Source organism: Duganella sp. CF517 (genome assembly GCF_900110275.1).
Lineage (GTDB): Bacteria > Pseudomonadota > Gammaproteobacteria > Burkholderiales > Burkholderiaceae_D > Rugamonas.
The window spans coordinates 169,628-187,035 of sequence record NZ_FODC01000002.1 but is presented as its reverse complement, the minus strand read 5'-3'; the positions used below and the strand labels follow the sequence as shown (position 1 = coordinate 187,035).

At 67.0% G+C, this 17,408-nt stretch carries 16 protein-coding genes; 7 read left to right on the top strand and 9 right to left on the bottom strand.

What is annotated here, in order from left to right:
* Positions 1–15 precede the first annotated feature (15 nt).
* Entirely contained in the window at positions 16–603 is a 588-nt protein-coding gene (locus tag BMX85_RS07905; RefSeq protein WP_090315568.1) for a hypothetical protein, read from the bottom strand.
* A 180-nt stretch (positions 604–783) separates the two neighbouring features.
* Here BMX85_RS07905 and BMX85_RS07900 point away from each other — a divergent pair, with 180 nt between their 5' ends.
* Positions 784–3,582, top strand: coding sequence for an ATP-binding protein (locus tag BMX85_RS07900; RefSeq protein WP_177196691.1), 2,799 nt, complete (start codon positions 784–786; stop codon positions 3,580–3,582).
* Here the strand turns inward: BMX85_RS07900 and BMX85_RS07895 are convergent.
* Entirely contained in the window at positions 3,543–4,031 is a 489-nt protein-coding gene (locus BMX85_RS07895; protein ID WP_090315565.1) for a hypothetical protein, read from the bottom strand. The genes BMX85_RS07900 and BMX85_RS07895 overlap by 40 nt on opposite strands.
* Before the next feature lie 229 nt (positions 4,032–4,260).
* On the opposite strand from BMX85_RS07895, the gene BMX85_RS07890 reads away from it, so the two are divergent.
* The 4 genes from BMX85_RS07890 to BMX85_RS07875 are packed head-to-tail and all read left to right on the top strand — an operon-like array spanning position 4,261 to position 7,124.
* Positions 4,261–4,857 carry a LuxR C-terminal-related transcriptional regulator gene (locus BMX85_RS07890; protein WP_090315562.1) on the top strand — a complete coding sequence of 199 codons (597 nt, stop codon included), beginning with the start codon at positions 4,261–4,263 and terminating at the stop codon, positions 4,855–4,857.
* A 50-nt stretch (positions 4,858–4,907) separates the two neighbouring features.
* Positions 4,908–5,528 carry a cysteine hydrolase family protein gene (locus BMX85_RS07885; RefSeq protein ID WP_090315560.1) on the top strand — a complete coding sequence of 207 codons (621 nt, stop codon included), beginning with the start codon at positions 4,908–4,910 and terminating at the stop codon, positions 5,526–5,528.
* Positions 5,529–5,542: 14 nt separating this feature from the next.
* Complete coding sequence (locus BMX85_RS07880) at positions 5,543–6,400, top strand: alpha/beta fold hydrolase (protein ID WP_177196690.1); 858 nt, start codon at positions 5,543–5,545, stop codon at positions 6,398–6,400.
* A 10-nt stretch (positions 6,401–6,410) separates the two neighbouring features.
* Complete coding sequence (locus tag BMX85_RS07875; RefSeq protein ID WP_090315558.1) at positions 6,411–7,124, top strand: SDR family oxidoreductase; 714 nt, start codon at positions 6,411–6,413, stop codon at positions 7,122–7,124.
* Positions 7,125–7,153: 29 nt separating this feature from the next.
* Here the strand turns inward: BMX85_RS07875 and BMX85_RS07870 are convergent, their stop codons facing one another.
* Positions 7,154–8,917 carry an FAD-dependent oxidoreductase gene (locus BMX85_RS07870; protein WP_090315557.1) on the bottom strand — a complete coding sequence of 588 codons (1,764 nt, stop codon included), beginning with the start codon at positions 8,915–8,917 and terminating at the stop codon, positions 7,154–7,156.
* A gap of 202 nt (positions 8,918–9,119) precedes the next feature.
* On the opposite strand from BMX85_RS07870, the gene cysM reads away from it, so the two are divergent.
* Positions 9,120–10,022 (top strand): cysteine synthase CysM, encoded by a 903-nt coding sequence (gene cysM / locus BMX85_RS07865; RefSeq protein ID WP_090317557.1) that lies wholly within the window; start codon positions 9,120–9,122, stop codon positions 10,020–10,022.
* 119 nt (positions 10,023–10,141) lie between these two features.
* Here cysM and BMX85_RS07860 read toward each other — a convergent pair whose 3' ends face one another.
* The 5 genes from BMX85_RS07860 to BMX85_RS07840 all read right to left on the bottom strand — a co-directional run bounded on the left by BMX85_RS07860 (position 10,142) and on the right by BMX85_RS07840 (position 16,059).
* Positions 10,142–10,480, bottom strand: coding sequence for a hypothetical protein (locus BMX85_RS07860; RefSeq protein WP_090315555.1), 339 nt, complete (start codon positions 10,478–10,480; stop codon positions 10,142–10,144).
* Between the two features lie 482 nt (positions 10,481–10,962).
* Entirely contained in the window at positions 10,963–12,099 is a 1,137-nt protein-coding gene (gene mltB, locus BMX85_RS07855) for a lytic murein transglycosylase B (protein WP_229210344.1), read from the bottom strand.
* Entirely contained in the window at positions 12,096–14,138 is a 2,043-nt protein-coding gene (locus tag BMX85_RS07850; RefSeq protein WP_090315551.1) for a transglutaminase TgpA family protein, read from the bottom strand. The genes mltB and BMX85_RS07850 overlap by 4 nt, the downstream gene beginning before the upstream one ends.
* Positions 14,135–15,139: a DUF58 domain-containing protein gene (locus BMX85_RS07845; RefSeq protein ID WP_090315549.1), complete on the bottom strand. Its 1,005-nt coding sequence runs from the start codon at positions 15,137–15,139 to the stop codon at positions 14,135–14,137. Before BMX85_RS07845 ends, BMX85_RS07850 begins: the two co-directional genes overlap by 4 nt.
* A complete protein-coding gene (locus BMX85_RS07840) occupies positions 15,139–16,059 on the bottom strand; it encodes an AAA family ATPase (RefSeq protein ID WP_090315547.1) in 921 nt (306 codons plus the stop codon). The genes BMX85_RS07845 and BMX85_RS07840 overlap by 1 nt, the downstream gene beginning before the upstream one ends.
* Positions 16,060–16,199: 140 nt before the next feature.
* Here BMX85_RS07840 and BMX85_RS07835 point away from each other — a divergent pair, with 140 nt between their 5' ends.
* The gene (locus BMX85_RS07835) at positions 16,200–17,126 is read left to right on the top strand and encodes a histone deacetylase family protein (RefSeq protein WP_090315545.1); all 927 of its coding nucleotides are present in this window, start codon (positions 16,200–16,202) and stop codon (positions 17,124–17,126) included.
* A gap of 33 nt (positions 17,127–17,159) precedes the next feature.
* Here BMX85_RS07835 and BMX85_RS07830 read toward each other — a convergent pair whose 3' ends face one another.
* Complete coding sequence (locus tag BMX85_RS07830; RefSeq protein WP_090315543.1) at positions 17,160–17,384, bottom strand: alpha/beta hydrolase; 225 nt, start codon at positions 17,382–17,384, stop codon at positions 17,160–17,162.
* Positions 17,385–17,408 lie beyond the last annotated feature (24 nt).

Genomic DNA, 17,408 nt, shown 5'->3' with positions numbered 1-17,408 from the left:
GTGGCGCCGGCGGAGCTACCGGGCCGCCAGCCACGCATGGCCCGGCGCCGCCGAAGCGGCCGTCACCACGCCGCCGGCTTGCGCCAGCAGCGCGCCGAGCAGGCGGGCCAGCGGCATATCGCCGCTATCGGCCTGCACATAGCAGGCGCGCCCGCGGCCATGGCGGAGCGCCAGGCTGAGCATCATTTGCGCATCGGCGCAGGCGACCAGCAGGCCGGCGCCGCGCGATGCGGGCAGGTCGCTGGCGAGCGCGGTGTGGCCGCCAATTTCGATCATCAATGGCGCCGCCATGCCTGCGGCGCGTGGCGACCCTTCGCCGACAACCTGGCCGCCTGCCAGGTCGATTGCCGATTGATAGGCGCTGTCGGCGTCGACCTCGGCGGCGAACCGGCGGCCGTGCAGGCGTTCGGCGAAGCTTTCCCGCAGGTCGACCATGCCGTGGCCGTCGATGATGAACAGCGGGCCGATCACCAGGCCGGGCGGGGGCGGCGCCAGCAGCAGCGCCACGATCGCCGCGGCCGCGTCCTCGGCACGGGCATTGAGCGCGTCCGGCAGGATGAACACGGGACAAAAGGCGGGCAGAACGGTGTCGGGGGCGTCCATGGGCTCGGTTCCACCGTCGGAATGGGATACGGACAGTGTAAAAAGGATAGGCCGCCGGCGTGAATAAAGCGGTATAAATTGGTGCTAACCGGCCGCGCTACCCATTACAGGGAATTGCCGTAACGCCGCCAAGCGGGAACAATGATCGCATTCTCTCGTCTGCGGAAACAGGAACACATCATGGAACATGCCGGCCTCGCCAATGTTGAACCTGAGCTAGCCTTCGGGCCCTATCGTCTTGCCGCGTCCAACCGGGTCCTGCTGCATGACGGCCGGCCCGTGCAATTGAGCGGGCGCGCTTTCGATCTGCTGCTGGCGCTGGTCGAGCGGGCCGGCGAGGTGGTGAGCAAGGAAGAATTGATCGCGCGCGTCTGGCCCAGCACCGTGGTCGAGGAAAACAATCTGCGGGTCCATATCGGTACCCTGAGAAAAGTGCTATGCGCCGACGACAGCGGCGCGCGCTACGTGGAGAACGTGGTGGGGCGCGGCTACAGCTTCGTCGCGCCGGTCACGCGGGTGTCCCATGCCATCCGCACCACGGTGCTGCACCGGGACATCGTTCGCCTGCCGTTGATGCAAACGCGGCTGATCGGGCGCGACGAGGTGCGCGACCAGCTGGCGACCCTGGTCGGGCAGCACCGCTGCGTCAGCATCGTCGGCCCCGGCGGCATCGGCAAGACCACGATGGCGCTGGCCGTGGCGCAAACGCTGGCGCCGCTGTTCGGGGAGCACACCTATTTCCTCGACCTGGCGCCGGTCACCGATGGCCGGCTGGTGGTCAGCACGGTGGCCGTCGCGCTGGGGCTACCGATGCTGGGCGACGATCCCCTGCCGTCGCTGCGGGCCTTTTTGCGCGACAAGCAGGCGATCCTGATTTTCGACAGCTGCGACCACGTCATCGAGCCGGTGGCGCAACTGGTTGAGCAACTGTTGGCCGACAGTCCGCCGCTGCACATCCTTGCCACCAGCCGCGAGCCGCTGCGCGCGGCGGGCGAGCGCTTGCTGCGGCTGGCGGCGCTGGCCGTGCCGCGGCACGCCGTCACGCGCGAGGAGGCGTTGTCGTATTCGGCCGTGCAGCTGTTCACCGAGCGGGCGATGGCAAGCATGAACGGGCTCGACCTGTCGGACGACAACCTGCGGCATATCGTGGAAATCTGCCGGCGCCTCGATGGCATTCCGCTGGCCATCGAACTGGCGGCCGGGCGCGCGGACTTCTTCGGCATTGCCGGATTGGCGGCGCAACTCGAGGACTGCTTCAACATGCTGGTACGCGGGCGCCGCACCGCCTTGCCGCGCCACCAGACCCTGCGCGCCACCCTCGACTGGAGCTTCGACAAGCTGCCGGCCGCCGAGCAGGTGCTGTTGCAGCGCTTTGCCATCTTCCGGGGCAGCTTCACGCTCGAGGCGGCGGTGGACGTGGTCGCCTGCGACGGCATCACCGGGGCCGTGGCGCTCGAAGGCTTCGCCAACCTGCACGCGAAGTCCCTGCTCAGCAATGATGCCGACCAGGACACCATGCAGTACCGCCTGCTCGACACCACGCGGGCCTACGCCAGTGAAAAACTGGCGGCGTCGGGCAGTGCCAACCTGGTGGCGCGCCGCTATGCCGACTATTGCTGCCGCTTGCTCGACAACGCCCAGGCCGACTGGGAAACGCGCTCCACCCGGGACTGGCTGGCGTGCTACGGGCGCGCCATCGACCACGTGCGCGCGGGACTGGACTGGGCCTTCGGCCCGGCCGGCGACGTGGTGGTGGGCGTGACGCTGACCATTCTTTCCGCGCCGCTCTGGTACCAGCTGTCGCTGATGAGCGAGTATCGCAGCCGGCTGGGCACCGCGCTGGCCGCCGTCGACGGCGGCCACGCCGACCAGCGGCGCTGGGAAATGCAACTGAACCTGGCGCTGGGGCACGCGCTGCTGCATACCCATGGCGGCGACGCCGATTGCACCACGGCGTTTGCCACGACGCTGCGCTTGGCCGACGCGCTGGCGGACATCGGCAGCTATATGCGCGGCCTGTGGGGCGCGTTTACCGATGCCATCTTCCATGGCGATTACGAGCACGCTTTGGGCTTCGCCGAGCAGTTCGGCCGCTATGCGAACCAGTACGCCGGCGAAGCGGAACGAGTCATCCACGCGCGCCTGACCTCGCTGGCGTTGCATTATCTGGGCCGCCAGGACGAGGCCCGCATCTATGCCGACCTGGTGGCGAACCATCCGCTCACCCATGCCGCGCGGGCCCAGAACAACGGTTTCCAGTTCGATCAGCGCGTGTCGTCGCTGGCGATCCAGTCGCTGGTGCTGTGGATGCAGGGCTACCCGGACCGTGCCATGCAGGTCACCGGCGCCGCCATCCGGGAGGGCCGGGAAGCAGGGCACAGTATCTCGCTGTGTTTCGCGCTGACGGTCGGCTGCACGGTGGCCACCTGGAGCGGTGCCAGGGAGCTGGCGCTGCAGTGGGCCACGATGCTGCTCGACGTGGCCAGCCGCGCCATGCTGCCCAACTGGCATTACTGGGGCCGCGTGTTCCAGGCCGCCTGGCTGCTCGAGCACGCGCCCCATGACGTGGCGCGCGAGTCGCTGGCCGCGCTCGAACAGAGTCCGTTTTGCGGCGCGCTGCAGTCCGAAGTGATGGCCAGCCTGCACCCCGGCCTGCTCACGCGGCGCGCCGTCCAGCGCGCCGCCGACGGCCGGGCCGGGTGGTGCCTGGCGGAGATCATGCGCCACCAGGCCGCGAGCGCCGGCGACGCGGCCGGCGCCGAGGCGCAACTGCAAGCGGCGCTGCTGGTGGCCCGTGGCCAGGGCGCCAAAGGTTTCGAGCTGCGGGTGGCGCTGGCGCTGGCGGCGCGCTGGCGTGAACAAGGGCGGCGCGAGGCCGCCCTGGGACTGCTGCAACCGGTCTATGACCAGTTCAGCGAAGGGTTTGGCACCCGCGACTGTCAGGCCGCCGCTGCCTTCCTGGCCGGCTTGCGGCCCTGATTGAGGCTGCGCACCTGCAGCGCCGCGCCGATCACGAACAGCACGAACATCACGCCGGTGATGGCCTTGAGCTCGGGCGCCTCGGCGTTGGCCAGCACCGGCGCGCCCAGCGGCAAACGGGTCAATGTTTCGGTCACCGCCGGGATCATGTGGAAGAACAACGTCAGCGACAGCAGCACGGTGTGCACCGCCACCCGGCGCCGCACCAGCCAGGCGGCCAGCAGCACCAGCAGGGTCAGCACGCCAAGCGCGTGCGGTTTGCCGAACCCGCCATGCTGGAAGATCCCGAAGCCGGTCAGGCACGTGAGCACGGTCATGACCAGGTAGGTCTTGCCCGCTCCATTGCCCAAGTCGATACGGTGGTCGCGGACCAGGCCGGCCACTCCCGCGCCGACCGCGACCAGACTGATGGCGGTATGAATGACACCCAAAGACGTAAGTCCCAACATGATGCGCTCCTGACAAGTGGATCTGAAAACCAGGTTCCTGCAGGGATCGATGATAGGGAAGCGGCGGGCCAGGTGTTAATAAAGCGCAATAAATCGTTATAAAGGCCCGGTCCGGGCCACCCGTGCCTCCCCGCTTAGCACCTCTTAGCAATGATTTACTCGCAAGGTTGACGGTTGCCTCACTACACTTGGACTACTTCGAGCAACCGGTACAAGGGGAGGTGGCGTCATGATGGACAGCGGCAGACTATTCGACGTACTGCTTGATCACCGGGCGCCGCTGGTCAACGCCGGGATGGTCACATTGCTGCGGGACTACCAGGACTTGTGGCTGCGCACGGCGCCGCTCGACGGCATCGAACCGGACGTCATCATCGCCAACTACGCCAACGGTCTGGCCCATCTCGAACGGTTGCGCGGCGCCGCGACGGCGCCACCGTCGCGGGTGGTGATCCTGACCCACCGTCACCGCGAATGGGAGGTGCGCACGGCGATCTCGGCCGGCGTGCGCGGCTATCTGCCGCATGACTGCGCCGCTGCCGAGCTGGTGGACGCGGTGCGCGCGGTCGGCGCCGGCGCCATCCATATCCACCCGTCCCTGCTGCGCACCGTCGCGCAGGGCAGCCAGCGGCTCGACCTCACCAGCCGCGAGCACCAGGTGCTCAGCCTGATCGCGCAGGGATGCTGCAACAAGATCATCGCCCGCGAACTCGGCATCGAAATCGGCACCGTCAAATCGCACGTCAAAGGCGTGTTCGGCAAGCTCGGGGCGACCGCCCGCACCCACGCGGTGGCACTGGCCAACCAGCGCGGCCTGGTCAACTGACAGGCCGCGCCCGCACCCGTAGTTCCCATCGTTCCACCAAGGAGAATGCAATGAGCAGCAATCAGTACGCAAGGTCCGACACCGCGTTGTTGTTGGTCGACCCCTACAACGACTTTCTGAGCGAAGGCGGCAAGCTGTGGCCGCCGGTGAAGGCGGTCGCCGAAGAGCAGAACCTGCTGCCTAACATGAAGTCGGTGGTGGCTGCGGTCCGCGCGGCCGGCATCCGCGTGTTCTACGTGCCCCACCACCGGGCCGAGCCGGGCGACATGGACCACTGGCAATGCTCCACCCCGTACCAGCGCAGCGCGGCGCAGATCCTGGTCTTCGGCAAGGATACCTGGGGCGGCGAGTGGCATCCGGACTTCGTTCCCCAGCACGGCGATGTGATCGCCAAGGAGCATTGGGCGTCGAGCGGCTTCGCCAATACCGATCTCGACATTCTGCTCAGGCAGCACGCCATCCGCAAGGTGATCGTCATCGGCCTGCTGGCCAATACCTGCATCGAGACGACCGCCAAGTTCGCCATGGAACTGGGCTACCAGGTCACGCTGGTCAGCGACGCGACCGCCGCCTTCAGCAAGGAGGCGCTGCACGCGGCGCACCACATCAACGGCCCCACCTATGCCAGCGCGATCCTGTCGACGTCGGCCCTGCTGCACGCATTGACTTGACCAAGGAGATCAGCATGAACGTTACCGCAATCAATACCCCGAACCTGACCGTCGACAGCCATGGCCGCACGCTGGCTTACCGCAGCCTCGGCGCCGGCCACCCGATCGTGTTATGCGCGCGTTTTCGCGGCACCATGGACGTGTGGGACCCGGCCTTCCTCGACGCCTTGGCAGCGCAGGGGTTCCAGGTCATCACCTTCGACTACAGCGGCATCGGCCAGTCCAGCGGCGAGAAGTCGATGCATCCGGCCACGCTGGCGGCCGACGCCAACGACCTGATCGTCGCGCTCGGCCTTGAGAATGTGGTCATCAGCGGCTGGTCGCTGGGCGGCATGGCGGCCCAGATCGCGATTGCCATGTATCCCGAACGCATCAGCCATGCGGTCCTGATCGGCACCACGCCGCCGGGCCCGAATGTCAAGCCTGCCGAGCAGCTGTTTTTCGACACCGCCACCATCCCCGACTACACGCTGGAACACGAGACCATCTTGTTCTTCGAGCCCGCCGCGCCGGCCAGCGTGGCCGCCGCGCGGCGCTCGGTGGAGCGGATCGCGCAGCGCAAAGAGGGCCGCAGCCCGCCGGTGCCGCTGGCGTGGGCCGCCGAGAACCTGGGCCGCGGACCGAAAAGCCCCCTGTTCCCCGCCGACGCGGTGCTCGAGGCGCTCAAGGCCACCGCCATCCCGATCCTGCATGTTGGCGGCGACCACGACATCATCTTTCCGGTGGAAAACTGGTACGCGCTCAACGGGCAGCTGCCAACCACCCAGCTGCTGACCTTCCCCGCGGCCGGTCACGGCCCCCACCACCAGCATCCGCAGGCGGTGGCCGACTACATCGCCAGTTTCGTCGCCACCACCAGCAAGACACGTTGAGGACACTGCAATGAATATCGCACAATCGACGGTCCTGGTGACGGGCGCCAATCGCGGACTGGGGCTGGCGTTCGCCAGGGCGCTGGTGGCCCGTGGCGCAAAAAAAGTGTACGCGGGGATGCGCGACACGGACGGCTTCAGCGAGCCCGGCATCACTGCCGTCCAGCTCGACCTGCATAATCCGGCAAGCATTTCCGCGGCGGCGCAACGCTGCGGCGACGTGACGTTTTTGGTGAATAACGCCGGGATCGCGCGCTACGAACAGTCGGTGCTCGACCCGGCGGGCCTGGACCATGCCTACGCCATGCTCGAAACCAATTACTTCGGCACCGTGCGCGTGACGCAAGCGTTCGCATCGGCGCTGCGGCGCAACGGCGACGGTGCGATCCTCAACGTCTTGTCGGTGGCCTCGTGGCTTGCCAGGCCGCCGCTGGCGGCCTACGCCGCCTCGAAGTCCGCCGCGTGGAGCTTCACGAACGCCTTGCGCTACGAGCTCAAGCAGGACGGGGTGTTGGTGAGCGGCATGCATGTCGGCTTCATCGACACCGATCTCACCGAGGGTCTGGAGGTCGCCAAGCAGAGCGCGGCATCGGTGGTCGATGCCGCGCTGGATGGCATCGAGGCCGGACTGGAGGAAATCCTGATCGACGAGACGTCGCGGGCCGTCAAGGCCAGCCTGGGGACGCCGGCCGCGATCTACCTGGCGCCACCCGACGCCGGCTAAGCCATCCCTGCGCGGCGCCGGCGGGATGGCTAGCGCGGCGGGTTGGCCGGCAGATTAGCCAAAAACGCGTGGATCTGCGCCACCACCGCCGCGCCTTCGCCGACCGCCGCCGCCACCCGCTTGGTGGAGCTGGCGCGCACGTCGCCGATCGCGAACACGCCCGGCACGCTGGTCTCGAGCGCCGCCCGCGCCGGCATCTCGCGCGGATACACGCCCTTGTCGAAGTTGGCCTTGCACTGCGCCTTGGTGACGTCGAAACCGGTGCGGATGAAGCCGTGGCCGTCGACGTCGACGCCGCAGTCCTGCAGCCAGCCGGTGTTCGGATCGGCGCCGATGAACAGGAACACGCGGCACACATCGTAATCGCATTCCTCCTCGCTTTTCGAATTGCGGATGCGCACCTGCTTGAGGCCGTCCTCGTCGCCCTCCAGCGCGATGATCTCCGAGTGCGTGTGCAGCTCGATATTCGGCGTGGCCTGGATACGTTCGATCAGGTAGCTCGACATCGTCGACGACAGGCTGTCCTTGCGGATCAGCATATGCACCTTGGAGGCGTGCCCCGACAGGAACACCGCCGCTTGCCCGGCGGAGTTGCCGCCGCCGACCAGCACGATCTCCTCGGTCTTGCACAGCTTGGCCTCGATCGGCGAGGCCCAGTAATAAATCCCCTTGCCCTCGAACTGCTTGAGGTTGGCCAGCGACGGCCGGCGGTAGCGCGCGCCGCACGACAGCACCACGGTCCTGGCCTGCAGCTTCTGCAGGCTGCCGCACATTTCCACCTGCAGCGGATAGGTGTCGCAGATCAGCCGGCCGGCGGGGGCCGGGATGGCGATCTCGACGCCGAATTTTTGCGCCTGCACGTAGGCGCGGCCGGCCAGCGCGCGGCCGGAGACGCCGGTCGGGAAGCCGAGGTAGTTTTCGATGCGGGCGCTGGCCGCCGCCTGGCCGCCGAAGGCGCGCGTTTCCAGCGCCAGCACCGACAGGCCTTCGGACGCCGCGTACACCGCCGTCGCCAGTCCCGAGGGGCCGGCGCCGACGACGATCACGTCCCACACCTTGTCGGCCGGCAGTTCGGGCAGCATGCCGAGGCAGCGGCCGATCTCGACCGTGGTGGGATTTTTCTTGACCACGCCGTCCGGGCACACCACCAGCGGCAGCTCGTCCGGCGTCGGCCGGTAGTGGGCCAACAGTTCGGTCGCCTGCTGGTCGACTTCCGGATCGAGCACGCTGTACGGGTGGCCGTTGGCGGCCAGGAAGCTTTGCAAGGTGTGGATGCGGCCATGGCCGCGCGGGCCGACGATGACCGGGCCGCCCGAGTTCTGTTCGATCAGGCCGACGCGGCGCAGGATCAGCGCGCGCACGATGCGCTCGCCCAGGTCGGCGTGCGCGACCAGCAGCGCGCGCAGCGATTCGGGCGGCACCACCAGCACCTCGACCTCGCCGACGGCGTCGGCGTTGCCCAGCGCCGGGCGGCCCGACAGCTGCGCCACCTCGCCGGAGAACTGGCCGGGCGTGTGCGTGGTGATGTACGAGGTGTTGCCCAGGCCGTCGAAGCGGCTGATCGCGACACCCCCCTTGAGCACCAGCAGCATGCCGTAGCTGCTTTTGCCGGCCTCGGCGATTTTTTCGCCGTCGCTGAAATGGCGCACGTGGCCGAAGCGCAGCATGTGCTTGATGTCGCTGTCGGACAACGTCGGGAACATCTGGTGGCGCCGGCTTTCCAGGTCGGCCGGCAGCGCGGCCTGCGTGTCTGGGGTGGCGTCGGGCAGCATTTCAAGCGGTGAGGTGGACATGGCGGTCGAGTGGCGTAAAAGTGGTCGGCACGGCGTGGTGCGATGCAGCGATGATGCAAGTCTAGCGCATGCCGCCGCTCCAGTCCAAAGACTTCCGGCACTTTACCTCCTCAGGCAGGGGACCGGCCATCCCTTGCAATACGCGCAACGGCAAGTCGGATTAAAATGCATGTTTTGGCGAAACCACTGAAGATTGAACACGATGGCTTACAAGACTCTGGAAGATACGATCGGCAACACGCCGCTGGTGCAGCTGACCCGCTTGCCCGGCGCGGACGCGGTCGCCCGCAACAATATTATTCTCGGCAAGCTCGAAGGCAACAATCCGGCCGGCTCCGTCAAGGACCGTGCCGCCATGTCGATGCTCAAGCGCGCCGAGGAGCGCGGCGACATCAAGCCCGGCGACACCCTGATCGAAGCGACCAGCGGCAACACCGGCATCGCGCTGGCGATGGCGGCGGCGTTGCGCGGCTACAAAATGTTGCTGCTGATGCCCGAGAACCTGAGCATCGAGCGGCGCCAGAGCATGGCCGCCTACGGCGCGCAGATCATGCTCACGCCCAAGACCGGCGGCATGGAATACGCGCGCGACATGGCCGAGCAACTGCAAAAGGACGGCAAGGGCATCATCCTCGACCAGTTCGGCAACCAGGACAACGCGCGCGCCCACTACGAGGGCACCGGCCCGGAAATCTGGCGCGACACCGACGGCCGCGTCACCCATTTCGTCAGCGCCATGGGCACCACCGGCACCATCATGGGCGTGTCGCGCTATCTGAAGGAACAGAATCCGGCCGTGCAGATCATCGGCGCCGAGCCGGAGGAGGGTTCGTCGATCCCCGGTATCCGCAAATGGCCGGAAGCCTACCTGCCGAAAATCTACGACCGCGCGCGGGTGGACAAGGTCGAGGCGGTGTCGCAGGCGTCGGCCGAACGGATGGCGCGCCGGCTGGCGGCGGAGGAGGGCATTTTCTGTGGTATTTCGGCGGCGGGCGCCTGCGAGATCGCGTTGCGTCTTTCGCAGACGGTGGAGAACGCGACGATCGTGTTCATCGTGTGCGACCGCGGCGACCGCTATCTGTCGACCGGCGTGTTTCCGGCTTAGGCTCGCAGCTTAAATTCGCCGGCCTAAAACCCGGCGCGCAAAAAGATGTATCCCTCGCCCCTGCAAGAGGGGGGAGGGATACAAGGGTAAAACGCAACAGGTCAGTGCCGGGGTAAAACTTAACCCTGGCCCTGGCCTGGTTCGCCTTCCTTTGGTTTGAACTGCTTATCGCTGATGCGGAACTTGTTGCGGCGATCGCCCATCAAGTAACGCAGGTCACGGATGCTCAGATCGCTAACTTCGTGCATGCGGATCAGCAGCGAAGCGCCAACTGGCAGGCGGTGGTGGCGAATTTTACTGATCACTGGCGGTGCGACTTCCAACGCGCGCGACAGGGCCGCGTCGTTTTTCAAGCGCAAGTTTTCGATCAGGGTATCGAGCAGACGGTTGGGATTGTATTGCAGCAGGTCATCGCCATCCGCATCGTTGTTCATATCTATGCCGACTTGGTTTGTCATGATTTCGTCTTTTCCTTCTGTAAAGTTGTCCTGCAAAGTACAACACTCGGAGCTCGCTTTGCTGCGTTAATGTTCATCCTTACCAAGGAACGAATTTACACACGGACCGATTCCGGGATAACAAGTTTCATAATATATACACAATTATACAACATCTCGCAATGTAATACCCGACAGCAATAGAAAAAAATTGCAAAGTCGTGTATTGTTGTCCCGATGCAACATTGTGTGAGAATTATACACCGACTCCTGTGCTACGCTATGGTGCACGCTTGTATTTAGCAACTAACGTTAATTATAAGACAATTTCGTTGTATAGATGCTTATGATTTAGTGCTTTAATGGCCAGTTTGGATGAATAATTTCCAAGTGTCAACTAAACAATACCGCGTGCAAGTTGGGCCAACAACAGGCGTTACTGTTGCTTACATCCGTCATCGCCGTCCTTACACGCGTCCGCGCGGCGCGCCGTGCGCCGCTTTCTACATGTTGCCGCGCGCCAGCCGCACCGCGCGGCCCAGCTCGATCACCGACATGGCGTAGAAATAGCTGCGGTTGTACTGCGTAATTGCAAAGAAATTACTGTTGGCTAACCAGTATTCGGTCGGGTCGGCGCCGTTTTGCAGATCCACCAGGCCATAGGTTTGTTGCTCCGGCACAGCTACAGTGGTGGTGACTCCCGCCGCTATCAAGTCCCGCGGCGCATATTTTGCTGTCAGGCCCTGGTTCAGCATCGGTTCCCAGGCCCGGTTGGGCGACGCCGTGGCGGCGTACACCAACGGGCCGCCCTGCTCGCGCTGCCAGCCGTGGGCCGCCAGGAAGGCGGCGACGCTGCCGATGGCGTCGGTGCTCGAGCCGAGCAGGTCGATGTGGCCGCTGCCGTCGAAATCGACCGCGTACTTGATCAGGCTGCTCGGCATGAACTGCGGCATGCCCATGGCGCCGGCGAACGAGCCGCGCAGCGACAGCGGGTCGACGCCGTCGCGCCGTGCGAACACCAGGGTGGCCTCGAGCTCGCCACGGAAGAATTCCATGCGGGCGGCGCGCTGCGGCGCCTCCGGGTACGAGAACGCCAACGTGGTGAGCGCGTCGACGACGCGGAACTTGCCGGTGACGCGGCCGTACACGGTCTCGACGCCGATGATGCCGACAATGATCTCGGCCGGAATGCCGTACAGCGCCTCGGCGCGGTTGAGCGCATCGGCGTTGTCGTTCCAGAACTTGACGCCGCCGTCGACCCGCGTCGACTCGATCGTCAGCGCCCGGTAGGCGGCCCAGTTTTTCGGCTTGCCCGGCGGCGCCGGCTTGACCAGCTGCACCGTGGCGTCGACATAGCGCACCTGGGCCATCAGGGTGTCCAGTTCCTTGCGGTCGAAGCCGTTGCGGGTGGCGACGTCGTCGAGGAAGGCGCGCACGTCCTTCCACTCGCCGAAGTTGACGTATTCGCCGACATAGTCGATGGCCGGCACGGTTTTCTTTTTGACGGGCGGCGCTTTCTTCTTGGCTTTTGGCTGCATGCTGGGCGGCAGTTTGTAGCCGTAGCGGTCGACCTGCGCGTGGCTGGCGCCGCTGGCGGCCAGCAGCGCGGCGGCCAGCAGGGGGGGGATCAAAGTCTTCATCGGCATAAAGGTAACAGTGTTTTCAGCGTCTTGAGCGACGCCGTTCGTTGTTCGGCCCCGGCGCCGCCGTATTTCAGCGCGCCGTACAGGGTTAAAAATGTCTCCATCGCCGCGTGTTGTTCCGCGCTGGCGGGCAGGTCCCGCAGACGGGCAGCATAGCTGAGCGGGCCCTCATCGGGGCGCCGCCCATGACCGCGGCGCGCCTGCAGCCGGCAAAAGGCCAGGTACAGCGCATCCAGCGGCGCGGCCGGCCGGCGTTGCCGCCGCCAGTGCAGCAGCCACGCCAGCGCGCAGACCGCCAGCGCGCCCGCCGCGCTGCGCCAGTTACCCAACACGGAACCTAGTTCCGCAAGGAAACTTCGCTGCCTATCTGGATTGTAATCCAGGACCCATTGATTCCAAGAATTATTCAGCGCGGCATAGCGGAATCCGAGTTGCGCGAGCCACGAATCGGGGTCGTTCCGCAGCGCGATAAACTGGCCGAAGCCGAACGTCGATGGCGGCGGCAGCGCCCGCGCCAGGTTGCCGGCGATGCGCTCGGGCGCGACCGCGCCGGTCGGGTCGACCCGGCGCCAGCCCCGCGCGGGCAGCCAGATCTCGGCCCAGGCGTGGGCGTCGGACTGGCGCACCGTCAGGTAGCCGTCGAGCGGATTGAGTTCGCCGCCCTGGTAGCCGGTGACCACGCGCGCCGGCACGCCCATGGCCCGCATCAGGACAACGTAGGCGCCGGCATAGTGCTCGCAAAAGCCGGCCTTGCTGGTGAACAGGAAGTCGTCGACCATGTCGCGCCCGGCCAGCGGCGGCTGCAGGGTGTAGTGGAAAGTGTCGCGGCGGAACATCGACAGTACCTGCTGCGACAGCTGGCGGGCGTCCGGCCGGCCGTCCGCCGCAAGCGGCGCCGCTTGCTTGAGCTGTTGCGCCAGCGCCAAGGTGCGCGGGTTGAAGCCGTCCGGCAGCTCCAGCCAGCGCCGCAGGTTTTCCGGCTGCTCGGTCGCTTGCAATTGAAAATCGACATAGGCGCTGGCGGCGTAGCGCACGCGGCGCGCCACCGGCTCGATCGTGAACTGCTCCATCTCGTCCGATTCGCGCACAGTGAAGCCCGGCACGCCGAAGCGCGGGCCGGTCAACTCCAGCAGCGCCAGCCAGCGCTTGCCGGTCGGCTCCATCGTCACTTCGTGGCGGACCGGCTGGCCGCGCACGCTGACGGCGATGTCCATCCTTTGCGCGCCGCGCCGGCGCGGCACCCGGGTCCAGGTGCGGCCGTCGTAGTCGCCCAGCACGATGCTGCGCCAGTACAGCTGGTTTTGCGGCGGAGCCTGGTCGAGGAAGCGCACGCGGAAGGCGACGTCGTCCGACTGCGCCAGCGACGACAGCGTGCCCGGCGCCATGCTGTCGGAGATGCCGCTGCGGCCGCTGTGGGCGTCGCCCGGCATGCCCCACAGCGGCCCCTGGACGCGCGGGAAGCCGATGAACATCAGCAGCGCCAGCGGCGCGGCCAGCAGGAACAGCTTGGCCGAGGTGCGCAGGCGGCGGGCCAGCGGCGGCACGGCGCCGGTGTACTGGAACGATTGCTGCGCCGTCAGCAGCACGATGATGGTGGCGGCCATGAACAGCGCCGTCGGCATCGTCTGCGAATAGAAAAAGCTGGTCAGCAGCACGAAGAAGCTGAGGAAGATGACGACGAACAGGTCGCGCTTGGCGCGCATCTCCAGCAGCTTGAACGCCAGCAGCAATGTCAGCATGGCGACGCCGGCGTCGCGGCCCAGCAAGGTGCGGTAGGTCAGGTAGACGCCGGCCATCGCCGCCACCGCGACCGGCACCAGCAGCCACATTGGCGGCATGCGCTTGCCGCGCCAGGTGATGGCCACGCGCCACAGCAAGGTCGCGCACACGGCCAGGCTGACCCACGGCGGCAGGTGGGCGAAGTGCGGCGCCAGCACCATCAGCGCGGCGGTCAGCAGCAGCAGGGTGTCGGCCTTGTCGCGCGGCAGCGCCGCCAGGCGCCGCAGCGCGGGGCCGCGTCGTGATGTGCCGCTCATGCGCCGCCCTCGCGCCCGAACAGCGCCAGCGCGCGCAGGCAGGCGGCGCGGTGGGCGTCGCCCAGCGCCGGGCCGTAGGCGTGCTGCGCCAGGCGGAAGGTGTAGGGCAGGGCGCGCTGCTCGGCCGCCAGCACCCATTGCGTCATGCGCGACAGTTTCAGTTCCAGGTCCAGTTGCAGCGGCAGCGCGGCGAAGTCCAGCGCCAGTTCGGCCACCGCGCCGCCCTCGAAATGCTTGGTCACCAGCTGTCCGCCCAGCGCCGGATCGTGGCGGGCGATCTGGCGCCAGGCCAGATGCCGCATCGGGTCGCCCTGCTGGTAGCTGCGGATGCCGGCGAAATTATCCAGCCCCACGGTGCCATGGCCGTCCTCGCTGGCGGCGCCGTGCGACGGCAGCGGCTGGGCGGGCGATTCCGGCGCCGGATACACCAGCACCCGCATGTCCGGTTGCCAGTAGCTCCACGCCTTGAACAGGCCGAGCGGAAAACGCGTGGTCAGCTCGATGCGCGGCGCGGCCAGCCAGCCGCGCTCGCGCGTCGGCAGCGACAGCGCCACCGCGCCGGCGCCGCCGGCCGCCACGTCCGTCGCCTGGCGCGGTTCGCCGAGCGCCTGGAAGCCGAGCCAGATGGCGTAGCGGTCGAGCCGGGTGGGGTTGGCCAGGCGCAGTTCGAAGCGCGCCTGCTCGCCGGCGAACACCGGCTGCGCGCGGCCCGGCGCCAGCTTCAGCAGCGCAAGGTTGCGCGCCGTCAGGAACATGTCGGCCACCGCGCAGGCGCCGGTGAAGAAGGTCAGCGCGAAGCCCAGGCCGAGGTTGTAATTGAGCGCGCCGATCAGCATGATCAGCAGCAGCACGGTGAACGAGAGGCCGGCGCGCGTGGGCAGGATGAACACGCGGCGCGACGTCAGGGTGACCTCGCCGGTTTCACTGCCGCGCAGCTGGAACAGCCACCGCTCGCCCACCCGCCGGCCTTTGCGGAACAACGCTTGCAGGCCGGAAGTCACTACAGCGGCACCGATTTCTGCAACTGCAGCACCAGGTCGCGGCTGGCCAGCGCCACGCCGTGCGCCGCCTTGAGCGGACGCAGGCGGTGCGCGCAGACCGGCACCAGCACCGCCTGCACGTCCTCCGGCAGCACGTGGTCGCGTCCCTCCAGCGCGGCCCAGGCGCGCGCCGCCTGCAGCAGCGCGATGGCGGCGCGCGGACTCATGCCCTCGGCGAACATGCCGTTCTGGCGCGAGGCGGCCGCCAGCGCCTGCACATAGTCGACCAGCGGCGCCGACACGTGGATCCGCTTGAGCGCTTGCTGGGCCGCGCCCAGCTCGGCCGGCGTCATCGCCGCCGGCAAGGTCTTGAGCAGCAGGCGGCGGTCCTCGCCCAGCAGCAGCGCGCGTTCGGCGGCGGCGTCCGGATAGCCCAGCGACAGGCACATCAGGAAGCGGTCCAGCTGCGACTCGGGCAGCGGGAACGTGCCGATCTGGTGGGTGGGATTTTGCGTGGCGATGACGAAGAACGGCAGCGGCAGCGGGCGCGTGACGCCGTCGGCGCTGACCTGGCGCTCCTCCATCGCCTCGAGCAGGCCCGACTGGGTCTTCGGCGTGGCGCGGTTGATCTCGTCGGCCAGCAGCACTTGCGTGAAGATCGGGCCGGGATGGAACACGAAGCCGTTCTTTTCACGCTCGTAGATCGAGATGCCGTTGACGTCGGCCGGCAGCAGGTCGCTGGTGAACTGGATGCGGTTGAAGCGCAACCCCAGCGAGATCGCCAGCGCGTGCGCCAGGGTGGTCTTGCCGACGCCGGGCACGTCCTCGATCAGCAGGTGGCCGCCGGCCAGCAGGCAGGTCAGCGCTTGACGGATCTGCAAGTCCTTGCCGACAATGATGTCTCCGACCTGGCGTGCCACCGCGTGCAATTTTGTGTACATGATATGTATGGTAGATTAGCGCCTGGGATCAGCACAATCAGGCGCGGCGTTTGACGATTCTATGCGAGAAACCGCGCAGCGGATATAGCGCGCTGAAGCGGACCTTGCGTAGACCATTCGCGGCCTGTAAAACCATAGACATGACCACAGCCATTTACAGCCATCCCGATTGCCAGCGCCACGACATGGGCGATTGGCACCCCGAATCGCCGGCGCGCCTGCAAGCCATCGCGGACCAGCTGATCGGATCGCACATCAGCGACCTGCTCGAGCACCGCGAGGCGCCGCTGGTGGCGCTGGCCGACCTCGAGCGCAACCACAGCCGCAACGCCATCGCCATCGTGCGCGACAACGTGCCGGCGCCGGGCGACACCTATCCGATCGACGGCGACACCTCGCTCAACGCCTGGAGCTGGCTGGCCGCGCAGCGCGCCGCCGGCGCCGCCGTGGCCGCGACCGACGCCGTCATCGACGGCGAGATCGACAACGCCTTCTGCTCGGTGCGCCCGCCCGGCCACCACGCGCGGCCGGTCGAGCCGATGGGCTTCTGCCTGTTCAACAACGTCGCCGTCGCGGCCAAGCACGCGCTCGACGCGCGCGGCCTGGCGCGGGTGGCCATCGTCGACTTCGACGTCCACCACGGCAACGGCACCGAGGAGGCGTTCCGCGACGAGCCGCGCGCCTTGATGGTGAGCTTCTTCCAGCATCCGTTCTATCCGTACACCGAGCCCGAGCCGATCACCGCCAACCTGGTCAACGTGCCGGTGCCGCTGGCCACCAAGGGCGACGCCGTGCGCAAGATCGTCACCGAGCAGTGGCTGCCGGCGCTGCACGCGTTCAAGCCGGAGATGATCTTCATCTCGGCCGGCTTCGACGCCCACCGCGAGGACGACATCGGCGGCATGGGGCTGGTCGAGGCGGACTACGCGTGGATCACGGAACAGGTGATGGACGTGGCGCGCCTGTACGGCAAGGGCCGCATCGTCAGCTGCCTGGAGGGCGGCTACAACCTGTCGGCGCTGGGCCGCAGCGTGGTCGCGCACTTGAAGGCGCTGGCCGAGATCTGAGCGCGGCCGGCGCGGCGTGCCGACCCGGCCGCGTCACGGGGCGGGCTTGAGGTGTTGGTCGAGGAAGGCCTCGACCTGCCGCCAGAAATCGACGCGGTTTTTCCCGTTGCGCCAGCCGTGGCTTTCGTTGTCGTAGTAAATGGCGGTGACGTTGCTGTTGTTGGCCGTTACGCCGTTGCCGAAGCGCCTGCCGTGCTCCAGCGGCGTGTCAGGCGGAACAGGCGCGACGACACCGGCGCGGCATCGACGTTGTTCCACGTGTAGTCGATCGTCGTTGATCCA